The organism is Pseudomonas sp. V88_4 (assembly GCF_029967985.1).
GTDB classification, from domain to species: Bacteria; Pseudomonadota; Gammaproteobacteria; order Pseudomonadales; family Pseudomonadaceae; genus Aquipseudomonas; species Aquipseudomonas glycinae.
Map to the genome: position 1 here is coordinate 137,271 of NZ_JASCAF010000048.1, position 22,731 is coordinate 160,001.

The 22,731-nt window shown below is 54.4% G+C and carries 18 protein-coding genes; 7 read left to right on the plus strand and 11 right to left on the minus strand.

The features are described 5' to 3' along the window. Nucleotides 1-5: 5 nt before the first annotated feature. On the minus strand, nt 6-1,700 hold the full coding sequence (kdpA, locus tag QLG12_RS27950) for a potassium-transporting ATPase subunit KdpA (protein WP_039770510.1): 1,695 nt from the start codon (nt 1,698-1,700) through the stop codon (nt 6-8). Nucleotides 1,701-1,708: 8 nt separating this feature from the next. Continuing rightward, entirely contained in the window at nt 1,709-1,798 is a 90-nt protein-coding gene (gene kdpF, locus QLG12_RS27955) for a K(+)-transporting ATPase subunit F (protein ID WP_007950940.1), read from the minus strand. A gap of 417 nt (nt 1,799-2,215) precedes the next feature. Between kdpF and eat the strand changes: the two genes are divergently transcribed. Next, the gene (eat, locus tag QLG12_RS27960; protein WP_282475586.1) at nt 2,216-3,580 is read left to right on the plus strand and encodes an ethanolamine permease; all 1,365 of its coding nucleotides are present in this window, start codon (nt 2,216-2,218) and stop codon (nt 3,578-3,580) included. Between the two features lie 119 nt (nt 3,581-3,699). Then, nucleotides 3,700-3,867 carry a DUF2897 family protein gene (locus tag QLG12_RS27965; RefSeq protein ID WP_007950938.1) on the plus strand — a complete coding sequence of 56 codons (168 nt, stop codon included), beginning with the start codon at nt 3,700-3,702 and terminating at the stop codon, nt 3,865-3,867. 46 nt (nt 3,868-3,913) lie between these two features. On the opposite strand, the gene QLG12_RS27970 is transcribed toward QLG12_RS27965, so the two are convergent. Further along, nucleotides 3,914-4,765 (minus strand): DUF1989 domain-containing protein, encoded by an 852-nt coding sequence (locus QLG12_RS27970; protein ID WP_282475587.1) that lies wholly within the window; start codon nt 4,763-4,765, stop codon nt 3,914-3,916. A 174-nt stretch (nt 4,766-4,939) separates the two neighbouring features. Here QLG12_RS27970 and QLG12_RS27975 point away from each other — a divergent pair, with 174 nt between their 5' ends. Further along, entirely contained in the window at nt 4,940-5,497 is a 558-nt protein-coding gene (locus QLG12_RS27975; protein WP_236194022.1) for a TetR/AcrR family transcriptional regulator, read from the plus strand. Here QLG12_RS27975 and fabF read toward each other — a convergent pair. The 5 genes from fabF to QLG12_RS28000 all read right to left on the minus strand — a co-directional run bounded on the left by fabF (nt 5,494) and on the right by QLG12_RS28000 (nt 13,121). Further along, nucleotides 5,494-6,768: a beta-ketoacyl-ACP synthase II gene (fabF, locus tag QLG12_RS27980; RefSeq protein WP_282475588.1), complete on the minus strand. Its 1,275-nt coding sequence runs from the start codon at nt 6,766-6,768 to the stop codon at nt 5,494-5,496. The two genes, QLG12_RS27975 and fabF, sit on opposite strands and share 4 nt — an antisense overlap. A 26-nt stretch (nt 6,769-6,794) precedes the next feature. Next, nucleotides 6,795-7,589 (minus strand): SDR family oxidoreductase, encoded by a 795-nt coding sequence (locus QLG12_RS27985; protein WP_197869123.1) that lies wholly within the window; start codon nt 7,587-7,589, stop codon nt 6,795-6,797. A 217-nt stretch (nt 7,590-7,806) separates the two neighbouring features. Next, nucleotides 7,807-8,142, minus strand: a complete 336-nt coding sequence (locus QLG12_RS27990; protein WP_197869124.1) for a ComEA family DNA-binding protein — start codon at nt 8,140-8,142, stop codon at nt 7,807-7,809. A gap of 110 nt (nt 8,143-8,252) precedes the next feature. Beyond that, on the minus strand, nt 8,253-10,247 hold the full coding sequence (locus tag QLG12_RS27995) for a nucleoside-diphosphate sugar epimerase/dehydratase (RefSeq protein ID WP_197869125.1): 1,995 nt from the start codon (nt 10,245-10,247) through the stop codon (nt 8,253-8,255). Nucleotides 10,248-10,541: 294 nt separating this feature from the next. After that, nucleotides 10,542-13,121 carry a hypothetical protein gene (locus QLG12_RS28000; protein ID WP_282475589.1) on the minus strand — a complete coding sequence of 860 codons (2,580 nt, stop codon included), beginning with the start codon at nt 13,119-13,121 and terminating at the stop codon, nt 10,542-10,544. A 298-nt stretch (nt 13,122-13,419) separates the two neighbouring features. On the opposite strand from QLG12_RS28000, the gene QLG12_RS28005 reads away from it, so the two are divergent. Genes QLG12_RS28005 through QLG12_RS28020 form a run of 4 tightly spaced genes read left to right on the plus strand, consistent with a single transcriptional unit; the run spans nt 13,420 to nt 16,810 of the window. Continuing rightward, nucleotides 13,420-14,529 (plus strand): DegT/DnrJ/EryC1/StrS family aminotransferase, encoded by a 1,110-nt coding sequence (locus tag QLG12_RS28005; RefSeq protein ID WP_134827690.1) that lies wholly within the window; start codon nt 13,420-13,422, stop codon nt 14,527-14,529. A gap of 1 nt (nt 14,530) precedes the next feature. Beyond that, entirely contained in the window at nt 14,531-15,466 is a 936-nt protein-coding gene (locus QLG12_RS28010) for a glycosyltransferase family 2 protein (protein ID WP_134827691.1), read from the plus strand. Beyond that, nucleotides 15,463-16,413 (plus strand): WxcM-like domain-containing protein, encoded by a 951-nt coding sequence (locus QLG12_RS28015; protein WP_197869127.1) that lies wholly within the window; start codon nt 15,463-15,465, stop codon nt 16,411-16,413. The genes QLG12_RS28010 and QLG12_RS28015 overlap by 4 nt, the downstream gene beginning before the upstream one ends. Before the next feature lies 1 nt (nt 16,414). Further along, nucleotides 16,415-16,810, plus strand: coding sequence for a GtrA family protein (locus QLG12_RS28020; RefSeq protein WP_282475590.1), 396 nt, complete (start codon nt 16,415-16,417; stop codon nt 16,808-16,810). A 196-nt stretch (nt 16,811-17,006) separates the two neighbouring features. Here the strand turns inward: QLG12_RS28020 and QLG12_RS28025 are convergent, their stop codons facing one another. The 3 genes from QLG12_RS28025 to QLG12_RS28035 are packed head-to-tail and all read right to left on the minus strand — an operon-like array spanning nt 17,007 to nt 22,678. Further along, nucleotides 17,007-20,525, minus strand: coding sequence for a glycosyltransferase (locus QLG12_RS28025; protein WP_282475591.1), 3,519 nt, complete (start codon nt 20,523-20,525; stop codon nt 17,007-17,009). Beyond that, on the minus strand, nt 20,518-21,870 hold the full coding sequence (locus tag QLG12_RS28030) for an ABC transporter ATP-binding protein (protein ID WP_197869130.1): 1,353 nt from the start codon (nt 21,868-21,870) through the stop codon (nt 20,518-20,520). The genes QLG12_RS28025 and QLG12_RS28030 overlap by 8 nt, the downstream gene beginning before the upstream one ends. Then, nucleotides 21,860-22,678 (minus strand): ABC transporter permease, encoded by an 819-nt coding sequence (locus QLG12_RS28035; protein WP_134827696.1) that lies wholly within the window; start codon nt 22,676-22,678, stop codon nt 21,860-21,862. Before QLG12_RS28035 ends, QLG12_RS28030 begins: the two co-directional genes overlap by 11 nt. Between the last annotated feature and the right edge of the window lie 53 nt (nt 22,679-22,731).

Consider the following 22,731-nt stretch of genomic DNA (forward strand, 5'->3'; position numbering starts at 1 on the left):
ATTCCTTAGAAGCCCATGCTCAGGTGTTCGGCAATCGGGCCGAGCGCCAGGGTCGGCAAGAAGGTCAGGCCGCCCACCAGCAAAATGGTCACGGTCAACAGGGTCACGAACAGCGGGCCGTGGGTCGGGAAGCTGTTCTGGCCGATCGGTGCGGTTTTCTTCATCGCCAGGCTGCCGGCCAGGGCCAGTACCGGGAGGATGTAACCGAAGCGACCGATCAACATGCCCAGACCGAGCATCAGGTTGTGGAACGCAGTGTTGGCACCGAAACCGCCGAACGCCGAGCCGTTGTTCGCGCTGGCCGAGGTGTAGGCGTAGAGCAACTGACTGAAACCGTGCGGACCGGGGTTGCTCACCGCCGCCACCGGACCCGGCAGGCTGGCGGCAATCGCGCCGAGCACCAGTACGCCGACCGGCATCACCAGCAGGGTGACGACCAGCAACTGCACTTCACGGGCCTGGAGTTTCTTGCCGAGGTATTCCGGGGTGCGACCAATCATCAGACCGGCGAGGAAGACCGCGATCAGCACGTTCAGCAACATGCCGTAGAGCCCCGCGCCGACGCCGCCGAAGATCACTTCGCCGACCATCATGTTGACCAGCGCGACCATGCCGCTGAGCGGGTTGAGGCTGTCATGCATGCCGTTGACCGAACCGTTCGACGCCGCCGTGGTGGTCACCGACCAGAGCACGGTGGCGGTGGTGCCGAAACGCGCTTCCTTGCCTTCCAGCGGCGCGGTCTGTTCGACGGCGACGTTGTTCAAGGCAGGGTTCGGCTGATATTCGGCCCACAGCGAAGTGGCGCCGCCGATGATGAACAGCGCGAGCATGCAACCGATGATGGCGCGGCTCTGACGCAGATCCTTCACGTAGTGGCCGAAGGTGAACACCAGTGCCACCGGGATCAGGATGATCGACGCGACTTCGAACAGGTTGCTCCAGGCGGTCGGGTTCTCGAACGGATGCGCCGAGTTGACGCCGAAGAAGCCACCACCGTTGGTCCCCAGTTGCTTGATCGCAATCTGACTGGCGGCCGGGCCCAGCGGGATCACCTGATCAACGCCCTGCATCGTCACTGCATTCACATATTGAGCGAAGGTTTGCGGCACGCCCTGCCACACCAGATACAGCGCCAGCAGCAGACACAGCGGCAGCAGGCCGTAGAGGGTGGCGCGGGTCATGTCGACCCAGAAGTTGCCGAGAGTCTTGGTGGATTTGCGCCCGATGCCACGGCACAGCGCAACCAGCACGGCGAGGCCGGTGGCGGCGCTGACGAAGTTCTGCACGGTGAGGCCGACCATCTGACTCAGGTAGCTGAGCGACGCTTCGCCGCTGTAGGCCTGCCAGTTGGTGTTGGTCATGAAGCTGACGGCGGTGTTGAACGCGAGCGTCCACTCCTGGCCCGGCAGGTTTTGCGGGTTCAGCGGCAGGTGATCCTGAAAAAGCAGGATCGCGAACAGCAGCAGAAAACCGGCGAGGTTGAACGCCAGCAGCGCCAGCGTGTACTTCTGCCAGCTCTGTTCGTCCTGCGGATTGACCCCGGCGATGCGGTAACAGCCGCGCTCGACCGGGCCGAGGATCGGCGTCAGCCAGGTGCGCTGGCCCTCCATCACCTTGTAGTAGAAGCGCCCGAGGAACGGCGCCGGCAGCAAGACCACCGCGAAGAATGCGAGGATCAGCCAATAGTCATAACTGTGCATAGCCGCTCCTAAGTCCGATCCGCGCGCAACAGCGCAACCAACAGATAAATGAACAGCCCCACTGCCAGCAGCAGTGACACCCCGTCCAGAACGCTCATGGAAGATCTCCGTGTTACGGCGTATTGCCGCGTGTGGAGGCATTGTCGGAAAGGAGCCTGTAAAGGAACGAGAGCGAGGGTGCGTGCGGGGCATAAAGAAAGCGTAAAGAGTGGGTTTACGCGGGCGTTACAGCAGAGTTTTGCGTCGTGTGGACGGGCCTCTTCGCGAGCAGGCTCGCTCCCACAATTTGAAATGCGCGCGTCCAGGCACCGCTGACACCTGTGGGAGCGGGCTTGCCCGCGAAGACGGCAGCACAGACAACATCGCACCCAACTGGCGCACAATTTTGTCGGCATTGCGCCGCGAACATCCCCGATACGACAGCTTTCATCCCATTACGACCCGCCAATACAAAATGGCACGCCCACTGCACACGCCCTTCCCCGAGCTTTCCAAACCGTTCAGGGAGCAAACACATGAACACACAACTCAAACCCACGCTGGGCACCTTGCACCTGTGGGGCATCGCGGTGGGGCTGGTGATTTCCGGGGAGTACTTCGGCTGGAGTTACGGCTGGGGCGTCGCGGGAACCCTGGGTTTTCTGGTGACTTCGTTCATGGTGGCGACCATGTACACCTGTTTCATCTTCAGTTTTACCGAACTGACCACGGCAATCCCCCACGCGGGCGGGCCGTTTGCCTACAGTCGCCGGGCTTTCGGTGAAAAAGGTGGATTGATCGCCGGACTGGCGACACTGATCGAATTCGTCTTCGCCCCGCCGGCGATTGCCTTGGCGATTGGCGCCTATTTGAACGTGCAGTTTCCGGCACTTGATCCGAAACACGCGGCAGTCGGCGCGTACATCGTCTTCATGGGTCTGAACATTCTCGGGGTGAAACTGGCCGCGACCTTCGAGTTGATCGTCTGCGTACTGGCGGTGGCCGAGCTGCTGGTGTTCATGGGGGTGGTCGCCCCGGCGTTCAGCTTCAGCAACTTCGCGCTGAATGGCTGGGCCGGCTCGGACATCTTCGGTGCTCCGGCGATTGCCGGGATGTTCGCGGCGATTCCGTTCGCGATCTGGTTCTTCCTCGCCATCGAAGGCGCCGCCATGGCCGCCGAAGAAGCCAAGGACCCGAAACGCACGATTCCCAAGGCCTACATCAGCGGCATTCTGACGTTGGTGTTGCTGGCCATGGGCGTGATGTTCTTCGCCGGTGGCGTCGGTGACTGGCGCACTCTGTCAAACATCAACGACCCGCTACCTCAGGCGATGAAAACCGTGGTCGGCGACAACTCCGGCTGGCTGCACATGCTGGTCTGGATCGGCCTGTTCGGGCTGGTGGCGAGTTTCCACGGGATCATTCTTGGCTACTCGCGGCAGTTCTTCGCCCTCGCCCGCGCCGGTTACCTGCCCGCCTCGCTGGCGAAGCTGTCGCGCTTTCAGACCCCGCACCGCGCCATCATCGCCGGCGGCGTGATCGGCATCGCGGCGATCTACAGCGACGGCCTGATCAACCTCGGTGGCATGACCCTCACTGCCGCGATGATCACCATGGCGGTGTTCGGAGCGATCGTGATGTACATCATGAGCATGCTCAGCCTGTTCAAACTGCGCAAATCCGAACCGAACCTGGAGCGCACCTTCCGCGCGCCGTGCTATCCGCTGATTCCTATGATCGCACTGGTGCTGGCCGTGGTTTGTCTGGTGGCGATGGCCTGGTTCAACGCGTTGATCGGGTTGATCTTCCTCGGCTTCATGGCAGTCGGTTTCGGCTACTTCCTGTTGACCGGCCAATTGCGCGCCAACGCCCCGGCAGACGCGATGCTCACCGGACTGTAAACCGCCAGGGGCATAACCGGCCTAGAATGGAACCACTGCGAATGCACTTCGCTCAAAGTGGTATGCAGCGTTGCACGACGAAACCCTCGCCCGTCGACCTGCCCTTAAGGAGAGCCGTTATGCCCTGGTATGCCTGGTTGATTCTGGTCGTTGCAATCGGCTCGATCGTCGGCGGTCTGATGATGTTGCGTGACACCGCCAACAAGGTCGAACTGACCGATGAACAACGCAAGCGCGTCGCTGAACGCAATGCCGAAGCGGACATCAAGGACGCGCAGGACCGCTGAACGAAAAAACCCCGCCTGAATCGGCGGGGTTTGTTTTTTGTCGCGATTATTTTTCCCAGTCGGCCTTGGCGATGTGCAAGCCATGCAGGCCTTTGTACGCCGCACGTTCCGGCTGGCTCCAGCCTTCCAGCAGCGCATCGTCCAGACGATAGATTTCCACCCCGAGCGGGCGGCATACCGTCAGCGGATCCTGCGCGTCCGGCCCCCACATCGCCAGTGACAGATCACCACCGGGACAGGTCGACAACGCGCACAGCAAGTCGATTTCGGCGAAGAACTCCAGGTAATCGCCCTTCTGCGCCGGGCAGGCCTTCATGAAATACAGGTCATCGTGATTCAGACCGGTGCACTGGAAGATGTTCAGCACGTCATGCACATCGAACTCGGTCAGGCCATGGGGCAACACGGCGCGGGTCAGGTTGGAATGGCAGTGATGATGGAAATCCTCTCCGGTGAGCATTTTGTTCACATAAGGATCGCAGCGCGTGCCGAGCAAATCGTGCAGGCGCCCGCCGTGCTCGTCGATGCCATAGTCGGCCAGGCTGTCATCGGTGATCGTCACCAGAGGTCGCAGAAAAGGCAGGTTCGACCATAACCGGTCATGGGTGCTGAGGTGCGCACCCTGCAGTGGCCGGGTGCGCGCCGCCCACATCCGTTCGCGTGGATCGTGTGCGTTCCACACATTGAAATCGCCCACCTGGGGCCCGACCGGTGTGGTGACACGAAACACATGCCCCGCCGGCACGTGCCAGGCACGGCCGGTGCGGATTGGCACTTCGAATTGTTCGATCAGCGTGCGCCCGTCCTTGCGGTCGCGAATCCGTTCGTAGAAAGGTGTATTGACCTGTAACGCCGAGCCTTTGCTGACCTGATAGGCGGCCGGGTAGTCTTTGTACATGATTCTCCTGCTCCTCAAGTGATGGCAACTTTGCAAGCTGCAACCACTATCCGTGCCAACCGTGGATGGCTGTTACGAACATGTCGGAGTCACCGACAGTTTTTTAGAAGTAGAAGTACAGTCACCATTCAATTTGCATTGGTTAAGATGGCGGTCTTGTTGCGGAGAGTTTAAATGCGTTACTCGCAGGATCATAAAGCCCAGACCCATCAGCGCATTATCAAGGAAGCCTCCGAGCGGTTTCGCAAGGACGGCATTGGTGCGACCGGTCTGCAGCCATTGATGAAAGCGCTGGGCCTGACGCACGGCGGTTTCTACTCGCACTTCAAGTCCAAGGACGAACTCGTTGAAAAGGCATTGCAAGCCGCCGGCGATCAGGTTGCGGGGTTATGTGCCGAACTCTTCGCCCAGGAAAAACCGCTGGAAGCTTTTATCGACACTTACCTGTCCGAATGGCATCAGACCACGCCCGACGAAGGCTGCCCGTTGCTGACCATTTCGTCGGAACTGGGGTTGCGCGGCCAGCCTAGCCCGACCAGCGATGCAGTGCTCAAGGCTCGCCTCGACCAGATCGAAGGCACCCTTGAAGGCGAGAACGCCGCCGAACTCAGCATCGTCATCATGGCGACACTGGCCGGGGCGCTCCTGCTGTCACGCAGTGTCGCGGATCCTGAATTTGCGCAGCAAATCCTCGACGTCACCCGCGAACACCTAAAACGCTCCGTAGACTAAGCCTGCCAGCGCTTGAACAGCACGCTGGCATTGACCCCACCGAAGCCGAACCCGTTGGACAACGCATACTCGATCCGCATCGACCGCGCCTGACCGTGGACGATGTCCACGCCTTCGCTGGCCGGATCGGGATTTTCCAGGTTGAGCGTCGGCGGAACGATTTGATCGCGAATCGCCAACAACGTGAAGATTGCTTCCAGACCTCCCGCCGCACCCAGCAAATGCCCCGTCGCGGATTTGGTCGAGGTCACGGCAATCTCGTTCTGGGTCCCGAATACCGATTTAATCGCCGCCAGTTCACCGAGGTCGCCCACCGGCGTCGATGTCGCATGGGCGTTCAGATGCTGCACCTGATCCGGCGTGATACCGGCCTGGACCAGCGCCAGTGTCATCGCGCGTCGGGCGCCGCTTCCATCTTCCGGCCCGGCGGTCAGGTGATAGGCGTCGGCGCTGGTGCCATATCCGACCAGTTCGACCAGCGGCTGTGCGCCGCGCGCCAGTGCGTGCTCCAGCGACTCGATCACCAGCAGCCCGGCGCCCTCGCCCATCACGAACCCGTCACGTCCGCTGTCGAACGGGCGCGAGGCGCGTTCGGGCGTGTCGTTGTAGCCACTGGACAAAGCCCGCGCTGCCGCAAAACCGGCAAGACTGACGCGATCGATGCAGGCTTCCGCACCGCCGCACACCGCGATGTCGGCCTCACCGGCACGAATCAGCCGGGCAGCATCACCGATCGCCTGCACACCGGCGGCACACGCGGTGACCGGCGCACCGAGCGGGCCCTTGAGACCATGCTGGATCGAGACATGCCCTGCGGCGAGATTGACCAGAAACGAGGGAATGGTGAACGGCGACAACCGTCGCGGACCACGGCTGTCGGTGGTGCGCACCGCATCGGCGATCGCACCGAAACCGCCGACACCCGAGCCGATGATCGTGGCGGTGCGTTCCTGAGCGCCGGATTCGGTCGGGTGCCAGCCGGCCTGTTCAAGCGCCTGCCGTGCAGCCTCCATCGCGAACAGAATGAAACGGTCCATTTTCTTCTGTTCTTTGGGTGGTGTAGCGCGATCCGGGTCGAAACCGACCTCAGTATCCTCCTCTATTGTCGGCACCACGCCGCCGACCCAGGCCGGCAGATCGGCAATCACAGCTTCCGGCAGGTTTCGCAACCCCGAACGCCCGGCCAGCAAACGCTGCCAGACGACTTCCACACCACTGCCCAAGGGCGATACCAGGCCCATACCCGTGACAACTACTCGACGCTGATTCATATCGGGTTGACCTCTCTCGACTTGATTTACTTGTACCGGCTGGCGGCCGAGCTATGGGACAGATTGGGCGCCATCACATGACGCGCGGCGACGAAGGCTTGCCATTCCCCGGCATCGGGCAGCGAAGGAATCGTGACCAATTCGCCCTGATCCAGTCCGGATAGCGCGGCATCGACCATCTCGTCCGCTTCCATGACCATTTCCGCCGGAATGCCGCTGGCATCGAACCCGGAGCGCTCCCAGATTTCGGTGCGGGTCACACCGGGCAATACCGCTTGCACCTTGACACCTGTGCCTTCGAGTTCCGCATTCAGCGTTTGGGAGAGGCTCAATACATAAGCCTTGCTGGCACTGTAGGTGGCATTGAAACGCTCAGGAAACAGGGCAACCACCGATGCGATATTGATGATCGTGCCGCGCCCGGCGGTGGTGAAAGCGGCTGCGGCGGCCGAAGCCAGTCGGGTGAGCGTCGTGACGTTCAACTGAATCAGCTTTTCCAGCTCGTCCGGGTCGGCGTTGGCCAGCAGTCCGTTGACCGCTACTCCCGCATTGTTGACCAGCAGACTGATACTGGAATCGCTGCGCAGGCGCTGTTCAAGCTTGAGCACTTCATCCTTTTGCGTCAGATCGGCCTTCAGGACTTCGACCTGAACACCATGGGCATCCCGCAGTTTGCGGGCAGCGGACTCCAGCCGTTCCTGATCTCGCGCCACCAGCAACAGATCAAAACCACGTGCCGCCAACCGCTCGGCATACACCGCACCGATGCCGGAAGAAGCGCCAGTGACCAGCGCAGTGCCTTGGGATTTCGGGGAATTCATGACGATACTCCTGGAATGCGTGAGGAATGAGCGACCGCTGAAATGCAGAGGGCTTCGATGGCGACTGAAATTATTATAGGCATAATCTCAAAGCAATATGATAGCCGTAATTTTCTATTTTCCGACGGAAAGGCTGTCGCCCTCTTGCGACGCTTGAAGGAGGCGGGAAGCAAAAAGGGCCGGTCAATGACCGGCCCCTTGGCGTTGAACAATCAGCTTAGTTCACTTCCAGCTTGTCGCGATTGCGATCCAGGATCGCCTTGCCGATGCCTTTCACTTCCAGCAGTTCATCCACGGACGCAAATGGCCCATTTGTTTCACGATAAGTAACAATCGCTTTTGCTTTGGCCTCGCCCACGCCTGCCAATTCCTTTTGCAACGTGGCCGCGTCGGCACCGTTCAGATCGACCTTCTGATTTTCAGAAGTGGCTGACGCGTCCATCACCACGGGCGCCTTGTTCGCTTCGGAAGAAGCCAGAGGCGCAGCAATGGCGGCAATCGAGGCGCTGGTCAGCAAGGCAAAAATCAGGGAGTAGAAATATCCGGTACGCATAAGTGACGCTCCATCATCAATTGAGAAAGCAGCTTTTCCGAAGCTGCTCTCCAAACTTAGGCGATGATGGGAGCCTGTCAAAAACGTGTCCGTTACAGGATGTGAAACAATCAGGGTTCGAGACGGCGCTGCTGGTATATCCAGTCGACAATCTCGCCATCGGGGGTGTAACCGCTGACGGTTTCACGCAGAAGTTGGCGGACGCGCGAGTAATCATCTTTCTCGACCGCAACAAGCAGTTCGCTCAGCTTGGCCTTCAGCACATCCCACGGCAGGTGATCTTCGTTGGCCGTCATGATCATCGGGTGCGGTGTTGCTGCAACGTTGTCGCCGATCAACAATTCTTCGTAGAGTTTTTCACCGGGACGCAGACCGGTGAATTCAATGGCCAGATCACCCTGTGGATTGCGATCAGAACGAATGCTCAAACCAGACAGATGAATCATTTTTTCCGCCAGTTCGACGATTTTGACCGGCTCGCCCATATCCAGAACGAAGACATCCCCGCCCTGCCCCATCGATCCGGCCTGGATGACTAATTGCGCCGCTTCGGGGATGGTCATGAAATAGCGAGTGATTTTGGGATGCGTGACCGTCAGCGGACCGCCTGATTTGATCTGGCTATGGAATAGCGGGATTACCGAACCGGACGATCCCAGCACATTGCCGAACCGCACCATGGTGAAGCGTGTCTTGTTGACTCTGGAGACGTTGGAGTTGTCGCCAAACAATACCGGGGCAATTTCACGGCTCAAAGCCTGAAGGGTCAATTCAGCCAAACGCTTGGTGCTGCCCATGACATTAGTCGGGCGCACAGCCTTGTCGGTGGAGATCAATACGAAGTTTGAAACGCCAGACTGCAGAGCAGCCTGGGCAGTATTGAGCGTGCCGATAACGTTATTGAGAACACCTTCAGCGATATTGTGCTCGACCATCGGCACGTGCTTATAAGCAGCCGCATGGTAAACCGTGTCGACCTTCCAGGTTTTCATCACATCCAGAAGCTTGTCCTGATGACGGATGGAACCGAGGATCGGCAATAGCTTAACCGATACAGATTCACGACAGCCACGCTGCTCCAGTTCGGAAAGAATGCTGTAAAGGTTGAACTCGCTATGTTCAAACAATAACAGCGTGGTCGGCTGCAAGGAAAATATCTGTCGACACAGTTCAGATCCGATGGATCCCCCTGCCCCGGTCACCATGACAATCTTGCCCTTGATACAGCGTTCCAGCAGGTCAGGCTGAGCCGGAACCGCGTCGCGTCCCAGCAAGTCGGCAATATCGACTTCCTGAATGTCTTCGACCTTCACACGACCGCTGGCAAGATCGGTGAAATTCGGCACGCTGCGCACATGCAGGGGAAAACCTTCAAGCAGGTGCAGAATTTCCCGGCGCCGGGCACGCGTAGATGATGGAAGGGCCAGGAGGATTTCCTGCGCCCCGGTGACATCAATCATCTGTTGGATATGTTTGGGTTTGTAAACCTGCAACCCGGAAATTGCCCGATCGGCGATGCTTGGATCATCATCGATGAATGCAACAGGCCGCATGACCCGCCCCATGCGCAATGCAGCCACCAACTGGTTACCTGCCACACCGGCACCGTAGATGGCCACTTTCGTCAGACCATCATCGCGATTGGTGAACGGTACGTGCTGGGCAGCATTGAACCAGTCACCCATGAAGTACTGGCGCATCAACAAGCGCAGTCCACCGATAATGACCAGACTCAACCACCAGTAATTGAAAATGATCGATCGAGGCACAACGGTTTCATGGTTGCTGTACCAATAGACCACCAACGCAAGAATCAACGAAGATAAGCTGACCGCCTTGATGATCGCAACAAGCGCATCATTGCCGAAATATCGCATGACGGCACGGTACATGCCGAAGCGAATGAACAAGGGAATAGCCACGACCGGGGCGCAAACGAAGAGCCACAGGTGCAACTTTATCGGGTTGACCATCTCATCAACGCCAAGACGCACGATAAACGCCATCCACAGTGCGGCCCAAACAAGGACAATATCCGTCAGCACTTGAATCAACCGTTTTTGCCTGCGGGGCAGCGCCAGCAAAAATACGCGTAGTTTTCCCATATTCCCTCGTACCAATCTGACCTACTCCGTTGGTTGAACCGGCTGACGCATTGTACGGAGTAAAAGATCCGGGTTACAGAAAAAACACTAGCAAAACCCGACCGACAAATCGACACGTGGCCCGTTGCCGTTCGACTGTGCGCGGCTTACAGCTCTGCGTGGGGGCAATTCGGCTTGACAGCAAGTATTCTGAGGGACGGCATTTTTTGATGCCGTTGATCGGAGAAAAACGCCTGCGGGGAGTTTGCCACCCCGCAGGCGTAGAAATCTTACACATGGAATGGAAGAGCCGGGCTATTTTTTCCGAAGAATGAGTAAGCCGCCGACACCCATCAAGTACACCAGCAATCCGAAAACAGCCAGAAAAACAGCCGAACGGAAATAAGGCATATTGAACTTTGCCACCGCCTTGTATGTCCCGGCCGGCATCTCCCAGTATCGGAAGCCATGAACATCTTTCGCGGCTACCTGTATCCCATCATTAACCGTCATGGTCCAACCGGGAAAGTAAGTCTCATTTTCCAGGAAACCAAACCCGGAAGCGGATTTGACGTCATATTCAATCTGATTGGGCTTGTACAACGTGAGCTGCACCCGATCGCTTGTTACATCTGCACCGCTATTGATAGCGGCAATCGCTTCCTGTGCATCGGGCTGCCCCTTGAAGTAAACCGGCGCCCAGGCCTTTTTGGCAAAACTCAACAAATCAGGATTGCCGACTATGTATCTCTGCCGGAGAAACTGCATTGGACCTGAATAGTCACCAACCATATAAATGCCGTTCAAATAGCCCTGATATCCAAAGTCCTGACCTTTGAACTCATCGCTGCGCTCTGCGCGCGAATCGACACCCTGAATTCTCTGCGCGAGCAATGGCGCGGGGGTTTGCAATGAGCCGAATTTTTCCGCATGCACACCGGAAATGGAAGGGTTATCCCAATAGGCTTGCCCATCTTCGACACGTATGAAATCAATCACCTGGATTGAGAAAAACAAAATGAAAACAACGGCCGGATTCAACCTGAATCGATGAACGCACAGCGCCACGATCACCAGAAGCATTGTAACGAGGGAAAAGACAAACGCGTCCTGATTCACCAGCAACGGGTCAACGACGAAGTAGCCCAACACGCCAAAAAGTGCAAACCTGACCAGTCGGTCTTTGACGACACCGACAGGGCTTGCCTTGTACTCCCGATAACCGAGCATGGCGAAATATATGAGCGCCAGGGCGATGAACCCACGATAGTCCGCGCTTGGAAAACGGCTATATCCCAGCGGTGGGAACAACTTGGTAACCGCGTCGAAAAACCACCCTCCCATGCCCATAAACAAAGCGCACACGGCAACGGCCGTCATTCCCACATTGCGCTTGAGCACTTTCACGCTCATGAAAAAAATGAACACAAAAGGAATGATCAAGACGTGCAAAGAGCGCATCGATACGTCACCCGGCAACCCGGGAAAATCAATTCGCTGAATCAGGCTGAGCAGATTCACCGGGGCGATAAACGTCTTGGCCAGATTACCCGCTTCGGCCGATCGGGCTATCTCCCCCTTCAACATCAGAACCGGAAAGAAGGCCGGGGATGCCATCAGCACCCCACTCATCATGAGCCCTGCGCCAATGATGAAATGTTTCCATGAGCATTCTTTGGCGATAGCCGATGCAAAAATGAACACAAAAGAAATGAAGACGATGCTGATCGAAGATCCCGGGTAGCCACCCGTCCACTGAAACAGCAACGAAACCGGCAGGACAATCAACGGGAAGGGCTTCACCCCGTTCCGCATAAGGTCTACCAAGCCTGCAAAAATCCACGGCAGGAATGCGAAACTGCGCACGATGTCCAGATGTTCAGAATTGCAAAAGAAACCGCCGAACAGGTTGTAGGCTACACTTCCGATTACCGAGGCAAGGACATCCTGGCCCGACTTGCGCAACAAAACGTAAGCGCCAAGCCCGGCGAAAAAAACATGCGCAACTTGAAAAACAACTGCCGCATGCAATGTGTAGGGAATATTAAATATATAGAAAACGTAGTTCGGCGGATAAAACAGGCCGGACTGCATGTTCATCAATAGCGGGTAACCCATCCCCTGAAATGGAATCCACAAAGGGAATTGTCCCGCCTGCAAGGAAGTCAACCAGTAATTCGGTATCGCATGATAAGTCAGGGAGAAGTCCCAAGGAAAAACGCTCTGTCCGAACAGATGATCATAAAAAACATACATATTCAGAAGCGCTAACAAACCAACCACATAAAACCAGGCCGGAAGCTTGTCAAGCAGTGCTTTTACATCTCTGGCAAAATGGAACAGAACCAAGACAACAGCCGAAACGACAAACCCACACAGCACACTGAGCATTATTCTGATCCGATTCATCTGCTCGGCAGCAAACGTCATTTCAAGCTCGGGATCATCAGCATTTTCCTGTAAACGAATTACAGTTTTTCCAGAAAGATTGTTTATGCTTTCAATCTGATTAAGGGCCTTGAAGGTCATCGCCCCAGACAGAAAACTCACCCCCAACACCGAGATATCGGTATCGAGCACCTCGATAGTGCCCGGAGAATTCAGCGGATCCCAACGAACTGGAGATGCCTGAATCGAAAGCGGATACGCCAGCCTGTTCTTGCCGGCATTCACAACTCCTTTCACGGAGTTATCTTCGCTGTAGCCATTTCCATCATTAAAAAACATCTGAGACATTCCAGAAACACTGGAGATCATCTCTATATTTACAACAGGCTTACTGACCGGAGTCAAAAAAACAATAAAACTAAAAAAGACCGTCAGAATCAGGAGACTGCGAAAATATTCTGCAAATGTTTTTTTCTGGAATAGGTCAGAACGGAAAAAAGCATTCATAAACAAAGACAAACTCTTGATTTTTAGGAATCTGGAAAAAAGCGCTTGCAAAATACAGTAGCAGTGTAAAAAAAGCGAGATGCACTGTTCCCCTGGCCCCTTGCCCATCTACAGCCCTGCACATACTTATCCCTCGCCAAGCCGAGAAAAAAGCAGGCACCCAGAGGCGCAAAAAAGCTGGAAATTCACTTTTTTTCGATCCCTGCTTATCGGGCGGGGAATCCGCCGGCCCCATAGCCAATTGTGTAATAAACCTTTGCCCTTTATCATGCGCGCAGCCAAAAATTCTGGATAAACCATGGACGCCAAACAACAAATTCCTCTCTTCTCAGCCGTCGCCGCCAACGCAGGCATCGACTTTTCCGAACCACTCATGCGTGTTGTCAACCGTCACTGGTACATCATGGGTGAGGAGGTTAAAGCGTTCGAGCGCGAATTCGCCGATTACGTTGGCGTAGAGCACTGCATTTCGGTTGCCAATGGTTCCGAGGCACTGGAAATCGCGTTGCTCGGCATGGGGGTTGGACCTGGCGATCGCGTCGTTACAGTCGCTAACGCAGGCTTCTATAGCAGCACCGCAATCAGAGCGGTTGGCGCCGAACCTGTTTACGTCGACGTTGACGACCGTTCCCTTACCATGTGCCCCGAGTCGCTGAAGCGAGCATTGGCACAACCGGCGAAGGTTGTCATCGTCACCCATCTTTATGGGCAACTGGCGGAAATCCAGACACTCGCATCGATCGCCCGGGAATCTGGCGCTGCGGTACTGGAAGATTGCGCCCAGTCGCATGGTGCTCGCTCGGAACAAGGCCAATGTGGCTCCTTCGGAGACCTGGCCTGCTTCAGCTTCTACCCGACCAAAAACCTCGGAGCGCTGGGTGACGGCGGCGCGATTGTTACCTCATCGCCAGAGATTGCCGAACGCTTGCTGAAGCTGCGGCAATATGGCTGGGCGACCAAATATCATGTCACCGTACCGTTGGGACGCAACAGCCGCCTGGACGAAATGCAGGCCGCAATATTGCGCGTGAAGCTACCGCTGCTCGACCAATGGAACGCGGAACGTCGGGACATCGCAAAGAAATATTGCGAAGCTTTTGCAGCGCTGCCGGTAAAACTGCCTGCCAGCCTGGGTCGTGACTTTGTCGCACACCTGTTCGTGTTGCGTGTTGAAAACAGAGATGCCTTTACCCAGTACTTGAAAGAGCAAGGCGTCAGCACCGACATTCATTACCCTGTTCCTGATCACTGGCAAACAGCCTACAAGTTGAATGACACTTTTGATCTTCCGGTTACTGAAACCGCAAGTTCAAAACTCGTTTCACTCCCGTGCTTCCCGGGTTTGACAACTGAACAGGTAAACCGTGTTATCGAAGTTGTCTGCAACTTCTTCAAACAGGGGGTTTAGTGTGTTATCGCTTGTAATTCCAGTTTACCGCAACGAAGAATCTATCCCTTCGTTGTTACAGGCCATAGATGATCTTAATGTTCAGCTACAGGGCGAACTGGAAGTAGTATTTGTTGTAGACGGCAGCCCTGACAAGTCATTTGAACTGCTGCGAGAGAGTCTGCCAATGCGGCAGTTCTCTTCGCAGCTGGTCCTTTTGTCGAAGAACTTCGGGTCGTTCATGGCGATTCGCACAGGACTTCAGCATGCAAAAGGTCGCACATTTGCGGTAATGGCTGCAGATCTGCAGGAGCCACCGAGCCTCGTACTGACAATGAATAAGGTTCTGAACAATGAACCTGTCGATGTCGTTGTAGGTGTACGTGAAAGCCGGGAGGACCCATTTCTTTCCAAGCTTGCGTCGAAGACGTTCTGGGGCTTGTATAAGCGCTATGTCATTCCGGAAATGCCAGCTGGCGGTGTAGATATGTTTGGCTGCAACCTGGCATTTCGTGACAACCTCCTGAAACTCGAAGAACGGCACAGCTCGCTGATTGCACAAATTTTCTGGCTGGGATTCCGTCGAGAAGTCGTTCTCTACTCTCGCGTGGCCAGGGAGCATGGAAAATCGGCATGGACACTCAGGAAGAAAATCAATTACCTGATGGACAGCGTGTTTTCCTTCACCGATCTGCCAATCCGCTTGTTGATCAGGGTCGGCGCCGCGGGTTCGATTTTTTCGTCGCTATATGGCATTAGTGTCATTTTTTCGAAACTGGCGGGCCTTATTGAAGTACCGGGCTACGCGATGACGCTATTCATGATCACGCTTCTTGGCAGCCTCAATTTATTAGGCCTCGGCGTTGTAGGTTCGTATGCCTGGCGAACCTATGAAAATACAAAAGGACGCCCATTGGCGATTCCGATGAAAGTCCTTGAGTTTGGAGTCAACAAATGACCGATTCACGTAATTTTTTTGTTCACGAGCAGGCTATCTGCGAGTCCCGGAACATCGGCGCAGGTTCGCGAATCTGGGCATTTGCACATGTACTTCCCAATGCAAACATCGGTGACGACTGCAACATTTGCGATCACGTTTTTGTTGAGAACGATGTCGTCATCGGGTCGCGCGTGACGCTTAAATGCGGCGTGCAGGTGTGGGACGGAATTACCATCGAGGATGATGTGTTTGTCGGGCCGAACGTTACGTTCACCAATGACATTTTCCCTCGCAGCAAGGTTTATCCGACCGAATTTGCCAGGACTATCATCAGGAAAGGCGCCTCGCTCGGTGCAAACTCCACTATTCTGCCAGGCATAACAATCGGCTCGGCAGCAATGGTTGGCGCGGGCTCGGTCGTTACCAAATCAGTTCCACCCAACGCGATCGTTGTAGGAAACCCCGCGAAGATCATTGGCTATGTTGATGCAAAAGCAACCAGCACGACGACCGTCGAAAGCCCGAGCAACGTTGGCAAATCCGAGGTTTATCCTTGCGGCGTAACGCTGCATCGCATGCTTGAAGCCGTTGATATTCGCGGCAGCCTCAGTGTCGGCGAGTTCGAACGGGACATTCCCTTCTCGGTGAAGCGTTACTTCCTCGTTTCCAACGTCCCGACAGCTGAAACTCGCGGCGAACACGCCCATCGCGAATGCCATCAGTTTCTGATCGCCGTCAAAGGGACCGTTCACGTTGTCGCTGACAACGGCACGAACAGACAAGAATTCGTTCTTGACTCACATACTCTCGGTTTGTTTCTGCCTGCAATGACCTGGGGTATCCAGTACAAATACTCGGCTGACGCAGTATTGCTGGTATTCGCCTCCGAGCATTATGACGCTGACGACTATATCCGCGATTACGACCAGTTCCTGCTTGAAAAAAATCGTACCGGGCAAGTTTGAAGTGAACCTGAAAAAACTGAGCGAGATCAGGTTTTTCCGTTTTCTGCTGACCGGCGGCTTCAACACCGCCGTCACCTACGGGCTTTATCTGATCCTGTTAAACTTTTTTGCCTACACAACCAGTTACTCGATCAGCTACCTATGCGGGATCTTGTTGGCGTTTCTTCTAAGTCGATACGTCGTCTTCAAAGAACACCAAGGCATAAAGTCGGTGGTTTTTTTCCCGCTGATCTACGTCGCGCAGTATCTGTTCGGCTTATTGGTAGTCTGGTTTTGGGTTCGGATTCTATTGCTACCGGAATTTCTGGCACCACTGGCTGCGATCGTCCTGTCACTGCCCCTTACGTACAGATTAAGCAAGCTCGTTTTTACAAAACCAAAACGATCTGAATCCTGAGGCCCGATCACGCGGAAAACTGATCGCTCATCCTCACCAACAAAAAAAGGAGCAGTCCCATAAGGACCTGCTCCTTTTTTACGTCTTCAGATCGACGGTGAGGGCTCCAGCAGCTCTATCACAATCAATGCTGCCGATGTAAACGCTCCCCCGACAACGCGCTCAACGGTGAGTCAAGCGCGATTCGCCCTGGATATCAGACGGGCTGCAGCGGCTTACCCGCAACAGCTTCAATTCGCCCTTTAGCGCTGGCAACAGCGATATCGTAGGCGCCATGCAGCAATGCATGACGCTCGGCACGTACGTTTTGATCAGCAGGTGTACGGAACAAAGAAGTCGTTTTTGCTACGTAACGGAAGTTTCCTTCAAAGCCGTAGCACAACCACAGACTCCAGTCTTCCAACTGATCCAGTTCAAGATCAAAACCGCCCCAGCGCGAGTACAGCTCTTTCTTGAACAGAATGGATTGAATCGGGATGAAGTTATGGCGCCGCATCACTTCATAATCCCACTCCTGATGAAAGACAGCCGGGGTATGGAACAACTCTTCCACGTAAGACGTTTTGTCTTCATTGACGTGTGTCGTTACCTCGAACGCCAGACTGTAGGCGGCATCGATTGAACTATCGGCATTGAGACATTGCATCAACGTTTCAACATGGTCGGAGAACAATAGGTCATCGTCATCCAGGAACATGAAATAAGCACCGCTGGCATTTGCCATTGCAGCGTTCCCGACACCCGAGCGGCCTATCTTTTCATTTTCCAGGAATCGCACGGAAACGTGTGCTGGAGCAACTTCTGCCAGCGATTCCACGAGGCTGCGTTGAGTATCTCCGCCGTCTTCCGCGACCAAAAGCTCGATGTTCGGATACGTTTGATTGAATACACTCTGCATGGCTTGCTTCAAGAACATGCCACGACCTCTATAGGTTCGCGTGATGACCGTTACCTTGGGGATGGCCCCTGTCTCAGCAACCGCTTCGGCTGACCAGAATGCACCCTCTCTTATCAGCTCATAATCATATCCCCGGAACGGGAATTTCACGGAAGCAGGCCCTTTACCCGTCAAGAAATGGGGAATATTCCTTAGAAGCTTGGGAACATTCTGCCACAGCATTTTCTTCGAGCCAGGAAATTGCGACGGGTATATAAACAGGGCGGCATACAGAACGAAGGCAATGACGCGATCGGAAAAGGAACCGTAGCGTAGTCGAATGTATGTGTTACCCAGCACACTGCCGGCAAACTGCAGCGGCTTGACCTCTCCCGCCTCTTCATAGGTATGGTGAAGCACGGTCGCACCAGGAAGATACTTTAACGAGTAACCAAAGGAACGTAACCGATAAGAAAGCTCTACATCTTCGCCATACATGAAAATCGCATGATCATAACCACCGCTGCGCAAATAGGCTTCACGCTTGAGCAAAACGCAAGCATGGGACGACCAGTTCGTCTCAAGCGTAACCGGGTCGTAATACTTTGGATGCTCATACGGGATTTGACGAAATTCCCAACTTGCCGCCGATGTAGTCTGATCATTAACCGCTGCAGTAACAGCCTTGACAATGGAATCAGGGAGAAACTCAAGATCGAGATTGACGATCAGGCAATAATCCGCAGTGCCTTTTCGAATGGCGCGATCATGGCCAGCACCAAAACCAAGGTTTTGCTGCCGAATCACTTCCGCGCTGGCAAATCTGCTTGCCTCTTTGCTCAAATACTCTTCGAACAATGCAACCGTGTTGTCGGAAGAACCGTTATCAACCACTCTCAGGTGGATCTTTGAAAGCGGATAGTTTTGCGCTTCAAGCGACGCTACAAAGTTAGCAACCCACCGGGCACTATTATAAGCAACGACCGAGATATCAATCTCTGGAAAATCTTCGATCTTTTTGAATACGTCAACCCGGCCATTTTCAACAAAGCGATTATTGGACAGCGCATTCAAGGCCAGAAGATTATCAGCCGAGAATGTCTTGTCCTGAATAATCTGCGCGAGTCTCATTTTTCTGTAGAGATAAAAAGACCAGACAAACTTCAGACCTGGAATTCTCAGATAAATGGCACGCGCCACACCTCTCAGCGTCAGTCTGGGTCTGCGCACAAATGCACGGGCGAGATCTTTCGCTCTTGAAACCTTACGTCGAAAACCGCGCAGCGGTCGGGTCAACGTCCAGGACTTGCTGGTGACAATCTCTTGAAACTGTTGATCGAGATCACTCAGTTGCAATTGCAGGTCGGCATTGGCACGCTCGAGCGTTTGATTATCAAACTGAACCACACTGTTTCGCGCCGAGAGTTGCTGCAACTCCGCATGGAACTCACCTGCCCACACGTCGGAACGGAAGATATAGGCGCTTGCCACCGGGTCAGCGAGGACAAGGGAGAACGCAACGGATCGATCCATCTGTAGCGGCGGGACTGGCTGAATCGTAGAGAATTCAACGGCTACGCGGCTGATTCCGCAGGCAAGGGCCGCCCGCCTTGCAAAACCCTGCCAACCCTCATCGCCGTGCGAAAATTCAAAATCCTGAAACCGCCCCACATAATCAGCCGGAATCATGAGGTGCCATGAGGCATCGGTGCTCAAAGAGGCAAACATCTGGAACTGACTGGCATCTGTCACTTCCCGCACCTCTACCAATTCAAGGAGTGGGGTTCCACGGGCGTCATCGAAGTGTTCAATCAACGCGCTCAGTGCGCTGACACATACTTCTTGCGGATTTTTGACAAAGGACCAGTAACGGGTTTTCAACGAGGTCGCAACGAAACTTTCCAGCCCGTTTTCTTTGTAAAAGGAAACGGCCAACGCGCCAGCAAATTTCCCGACAAACTTTTCAGGCAACACCCATTCGATTGCCGCACTTCTTGCCAGCCCTGAAAGAGCGACATGCAGCGCCGAGACTTCCGACTCAACTACGTTTTCCGGAAAAACCAGCGAAACGGAAACGCTCATTGAGCTAACGTCATCCTGAGTCTCGACAGTAAGGCTGTCATCTGGCACATAAGCGCGCACAAATTGATATACGTCACTGGCCGGATCAAAAATGGCCTTTAACTTTCTCAGGTCGCCACCGATCCCGATATCCCTGTTCAAGAGAACTGAAGGCTGTTTTGCGAATTGCTCACTGAATTCGAGATGATAGTCACGAGCAGCCACTTCTCTCCAGCCATTCTTTCGAGTGACTTCAGACAAGTTTTTCTCTGTGTACACAACTGTATGCGTCTTATCCAACAACCCCGTATCCAGATAATCGTAGTCGCCTGCCAACAGCTTGATAGCGACATCGATATGGGAAGAGTTCGGAACGGAGATTACCAGCGACACTTTCTGTTCGGGAGAAAATGCTTCTTTGATACGACTCAACAGTGCACAGTCATAATCGAGATGTTCAATAACATCCAGAATGGAAATTGTGACAGTGGAATACTTTTCGCAGAGCGATGCCAGCTGAGTGACGACCGCATCGTGATCTCTCAGGTCTAACTCATAGGCTTCGACACCATGGCTTTGCAGGGAACTTACGCTTTCCTGGTTGGCATCAAAACCTATGTATCTGACACCTCCGTTTTCGATCTGACGAGCAATCGCCGCGTAGCCACACCCCAAGTCGATATGTATGGCACCCGCACTGGAGCATTTCCGTACAAGGTCGACTGCACAGGCATAAACGCTGACAGGCTCATACGAAAAATTGTACTTTTTATCCATTTTTCTGCAACTCGATATCAATCATGGGAATCCCGACCAATCCTGTAGACACACTAGTGCTGTGGGACTTGAAAGCGATTGCGTCGTGAACCCAACTATGAATAACGTGATTGTCCTGAGTACCATTTGCGATCGCCACACCGATTGTGTAGTCGCCAGCGGGCATCATCGGCATTCTGAATTTGAACGTGGCCGCAAAGTCACTGCCACTGCTGACGCTTACAGCGTCATCGACATAGGTAAGGTAGGTGTTGTCACCGAACAGATGCTGACCATTTTTATCCTTGACCAGGAAACCCACAATCGGTTGATCCAACTCAATTTCCGCGTGAATTTTAACCACAAGTGCAACCAGTTCTCCGCCAACAAACCACGAGATCGGTGCACCGGATTCACTGCCAAGATAGACATCAACAACATGGGCCTTGCTCAGGCCGAATTTTTCCCCGGTGTCGGAGAACCTGAAAACTTCCAGGTCGTTTCTGATTACCGATGCATTGATAAAATCCTGACGCACATCCCGGTAATCCTCGACTGCACGGACTGCATGGACCTTGGTTTCCGCAACCGCCTGGGTCGAACCGGACGAAGCGTAATACTCCGCGAGATAGGACTGACAAACGGTCTTTGAGTCGCTGTAGGCTTTGCGATCTCCGGCCTGCAGCCAGACTGCACGCTCACAGAGACTCATGACGCTATTTGTGTCGTGAGTTACGAACAGGATTGTTCCGCGTTTTTTGAATTCCGCGAGAAAACGCATGCATTTTTGCGTGAAGAATATGTCTCCGACGGCCAGTGCTTCATCGATGACCAAGATATCGGCATCAACGTTGGCGATGACTGCGAATGCAAGGCGCACATACATGCCGCTTGAGTAGGTCTTGACGGGCTGCTCGATGAATTCGCCGATCTCTGCAAACTCCAGAATCGCGTCATATCGCGCGTCAATCTCACTTTTACTCAGACCAAGAATGCCGGCGTTCATATAGACGTTTTCGCGGCCACTGAATTCGGGATTGAAACCGGAGCCGAGTTCCAGCAACGCCGCGATACGCCCGGACGTCGTCACACTGCCACTGGTCGGCTGGAGCGTGCCACAGATCATTTGCAGAAGGGTCGATTTGCCGCTGCCATTACGGCCGATAATCCCGACGGTCTCGCCTTTTCGCACTTCGAACGAAACATCTTTAAGTGCCCAGAATTCCCGGAAGTACTGCTTCGTAGCTTGCCCCATGGCGCGTTGCAAAGGGGGCATCACAAACTGCTTGAGACGATCACGAGGCTGTTCATAAATTTGATAGCACTTACTCAAATTTTCGACTTTTATAGATATTTCAGAGGACATCAGCAAACCCCTTACGCGTCTTCTGGAACCAGGCAAAGCCTAACCATGCAACGAATACAGTGACGATCAAATAAAGCCCAAGCATGGCGAAGTCCGGAGCCTTTCCCCAATAGAGAGCGTCCCGAGTCTGCTCGATCACGGGTGTCATCGGATTCAAATAAAGTAATCCGCGATAGCGTTCAGGCAATGCAGTGACCGGATAGAAGATTGGCGAAAGGAACATCAGCGTACTGGTGACAATACCGACGAACTGCGCAGCATCACGTAGGTAAACGCCCAACGATGCCAAAGCCCAGCTCAACCCCATGATGAAGAAAATCAAGGGGAGCAGGATCAGTGGCAAAAACAGTGCCGTCGCGTGCGGGATGCCAAAAAAGATGACATAAGCCAGCATCCAGACAGCAAGGCTGATAGCGCCATGAAAAAGTGCAGAGCCCAAATTGACCCATGGAAGAATTTCCAGAGGAAAAACGACCTTTTTCACATAGTTCGGGTTGCCGAGGATTAATCCGGGAGCACGGTTCACGCATTCGGCAAACAGGCTGAAAACCATCAGTCCGGCGAAGAGAATCAGGGCGAACTCGGTTTTGGAGTCACTGCCGGTTCCCCAGCGGGCCTTGAAAATAACGCTGAACACAAATGTATACACAACCAGCATAAACAACGGGTTCAGAAAGGACCAAAGAATCCCCATGAACGAGCCACGATAGCGACCGAGAACATCCCGCTGTACAAACGACTTGATCAGGTTTCTATGCCGCCAGAGGCTTGCGATCATTTCCCTGGGACTTGCTGAAAAATTTTGCATCAAGCAAACACCTTACAAATAAAAATTCCTGAACGACTCATAACATCTTCCCT

Bases quoted from the DNA above. Each gene is read 5' to 3' on its own strand.
- kdpA (WP_039770510.1), bottom strand. From the start codon at position 1,700: ATGCACAGTTATGACTATTGGCTGATCCTCGCATTCTTCGCGGTGGTC.
- kdpF (WP_007950940.1), bottom strand. From the start codon at position 1,798: ATGAGCGTTCTGGACGGGGTGTCACTGCTGCTGGCAGTGGGGCTGTTC.
- eat (WP_282475586.1), top strand. From the start codon at position 2,216: ATGAACACACAACTCAAACCCACGCTGGGCACCTTGCACCTGTGGGGC.
- QLG12_RS27965 (WP_007950938.1), top strand. From the start codon at position 3,700: ATGCCCTGGTATGCCTGGTTGATTCTGGTCGTTGCAATCGGCTCGATC.
- QLG12_RS27970 (WP_282475587.1), bottom strand. From the start codon at position 4,765: ATGTACAAAGACTACCCGGCCGCCTATCAGGTCAGCAAAGGCTCGGCG.
- QLG12_RS27975 (WP_236194022.1), top strand. From the start codon at position 4,940: ATGCGTTACTCGCAGGATCATAAAGCCCAGACCCATCAGCGCATTATC.
- fabF (WP_282475588.1), bottom strand. From the start codon at position 6,768: ATGAATCAGCGTCGAGTAGTTGTCACGGGTATGGGCCTGGTATCGCCC.
- QLG12_RS27985 (WP_197869123.1), bottom strand. From the start codon at position 7,589: ATGAATTCCCCGAAATCCCAAGGCACTGCGCTGGTCACTGGCGCTTCT.
- QLG12_RS27990 (WP_197869124.1), bottom strand. From the start codon at position 8,142: ATGCGTACCGGATATTTCTACTCCCTGATTTTTGCCTTGCTGACCAGC.
- QLG12_RS27995 (WP_197869125.1), bottom strand. From the start codon at position 10,247: ATGGGAAAACTACGCGTATTTTTGCTGGCGCTGCCCCGCAGGCAAAAA.
- QLG12_RS28000 (WP_282475589.1), bottom strand. From the start codon at position 13,121: ATGAATGCTTTTTTCCGTTCTGACCTATTCCAGAAAAAAACATTTGCA.
- QLG12_RS28005 (WP_134827690.1), top strand. From the start codon at position 13,420: ATGGACGCCAAACAACAAATTCCTCTCTTCTCAGCCGTCGCCGCCAAC.
- QLG12_RS28015 (WP_197869127.1), top strand. From the start codon at position 15,463: ATGACCGATTCACGTAATTTTTTTGTTCACGAGCAGGCTATCTGCGAG.
- QLG12_RS28025 (WP_282475591.1), bottom strand. From the start codon at position 20,525: ATGGATAAAAAGTACAATTTTTCGTATGAGCCTGTCAGCGTTTATGCC.
- QLG12_RS28030 (WP_197869130.1), bottom strand. From the start codon at position 21,870: ATGTCCTCTGAAATATCTATAAAAGTCGAAAATTTGAGTAAGTGCTAT.
- QLG12_RS28035 (WP_134827696.1), bottom strand. From the start codon at position 22,678: ATGCAAAATTTTTCAGCAAGTCCCAGGGAAATGATCGCAAGCCTCTGG.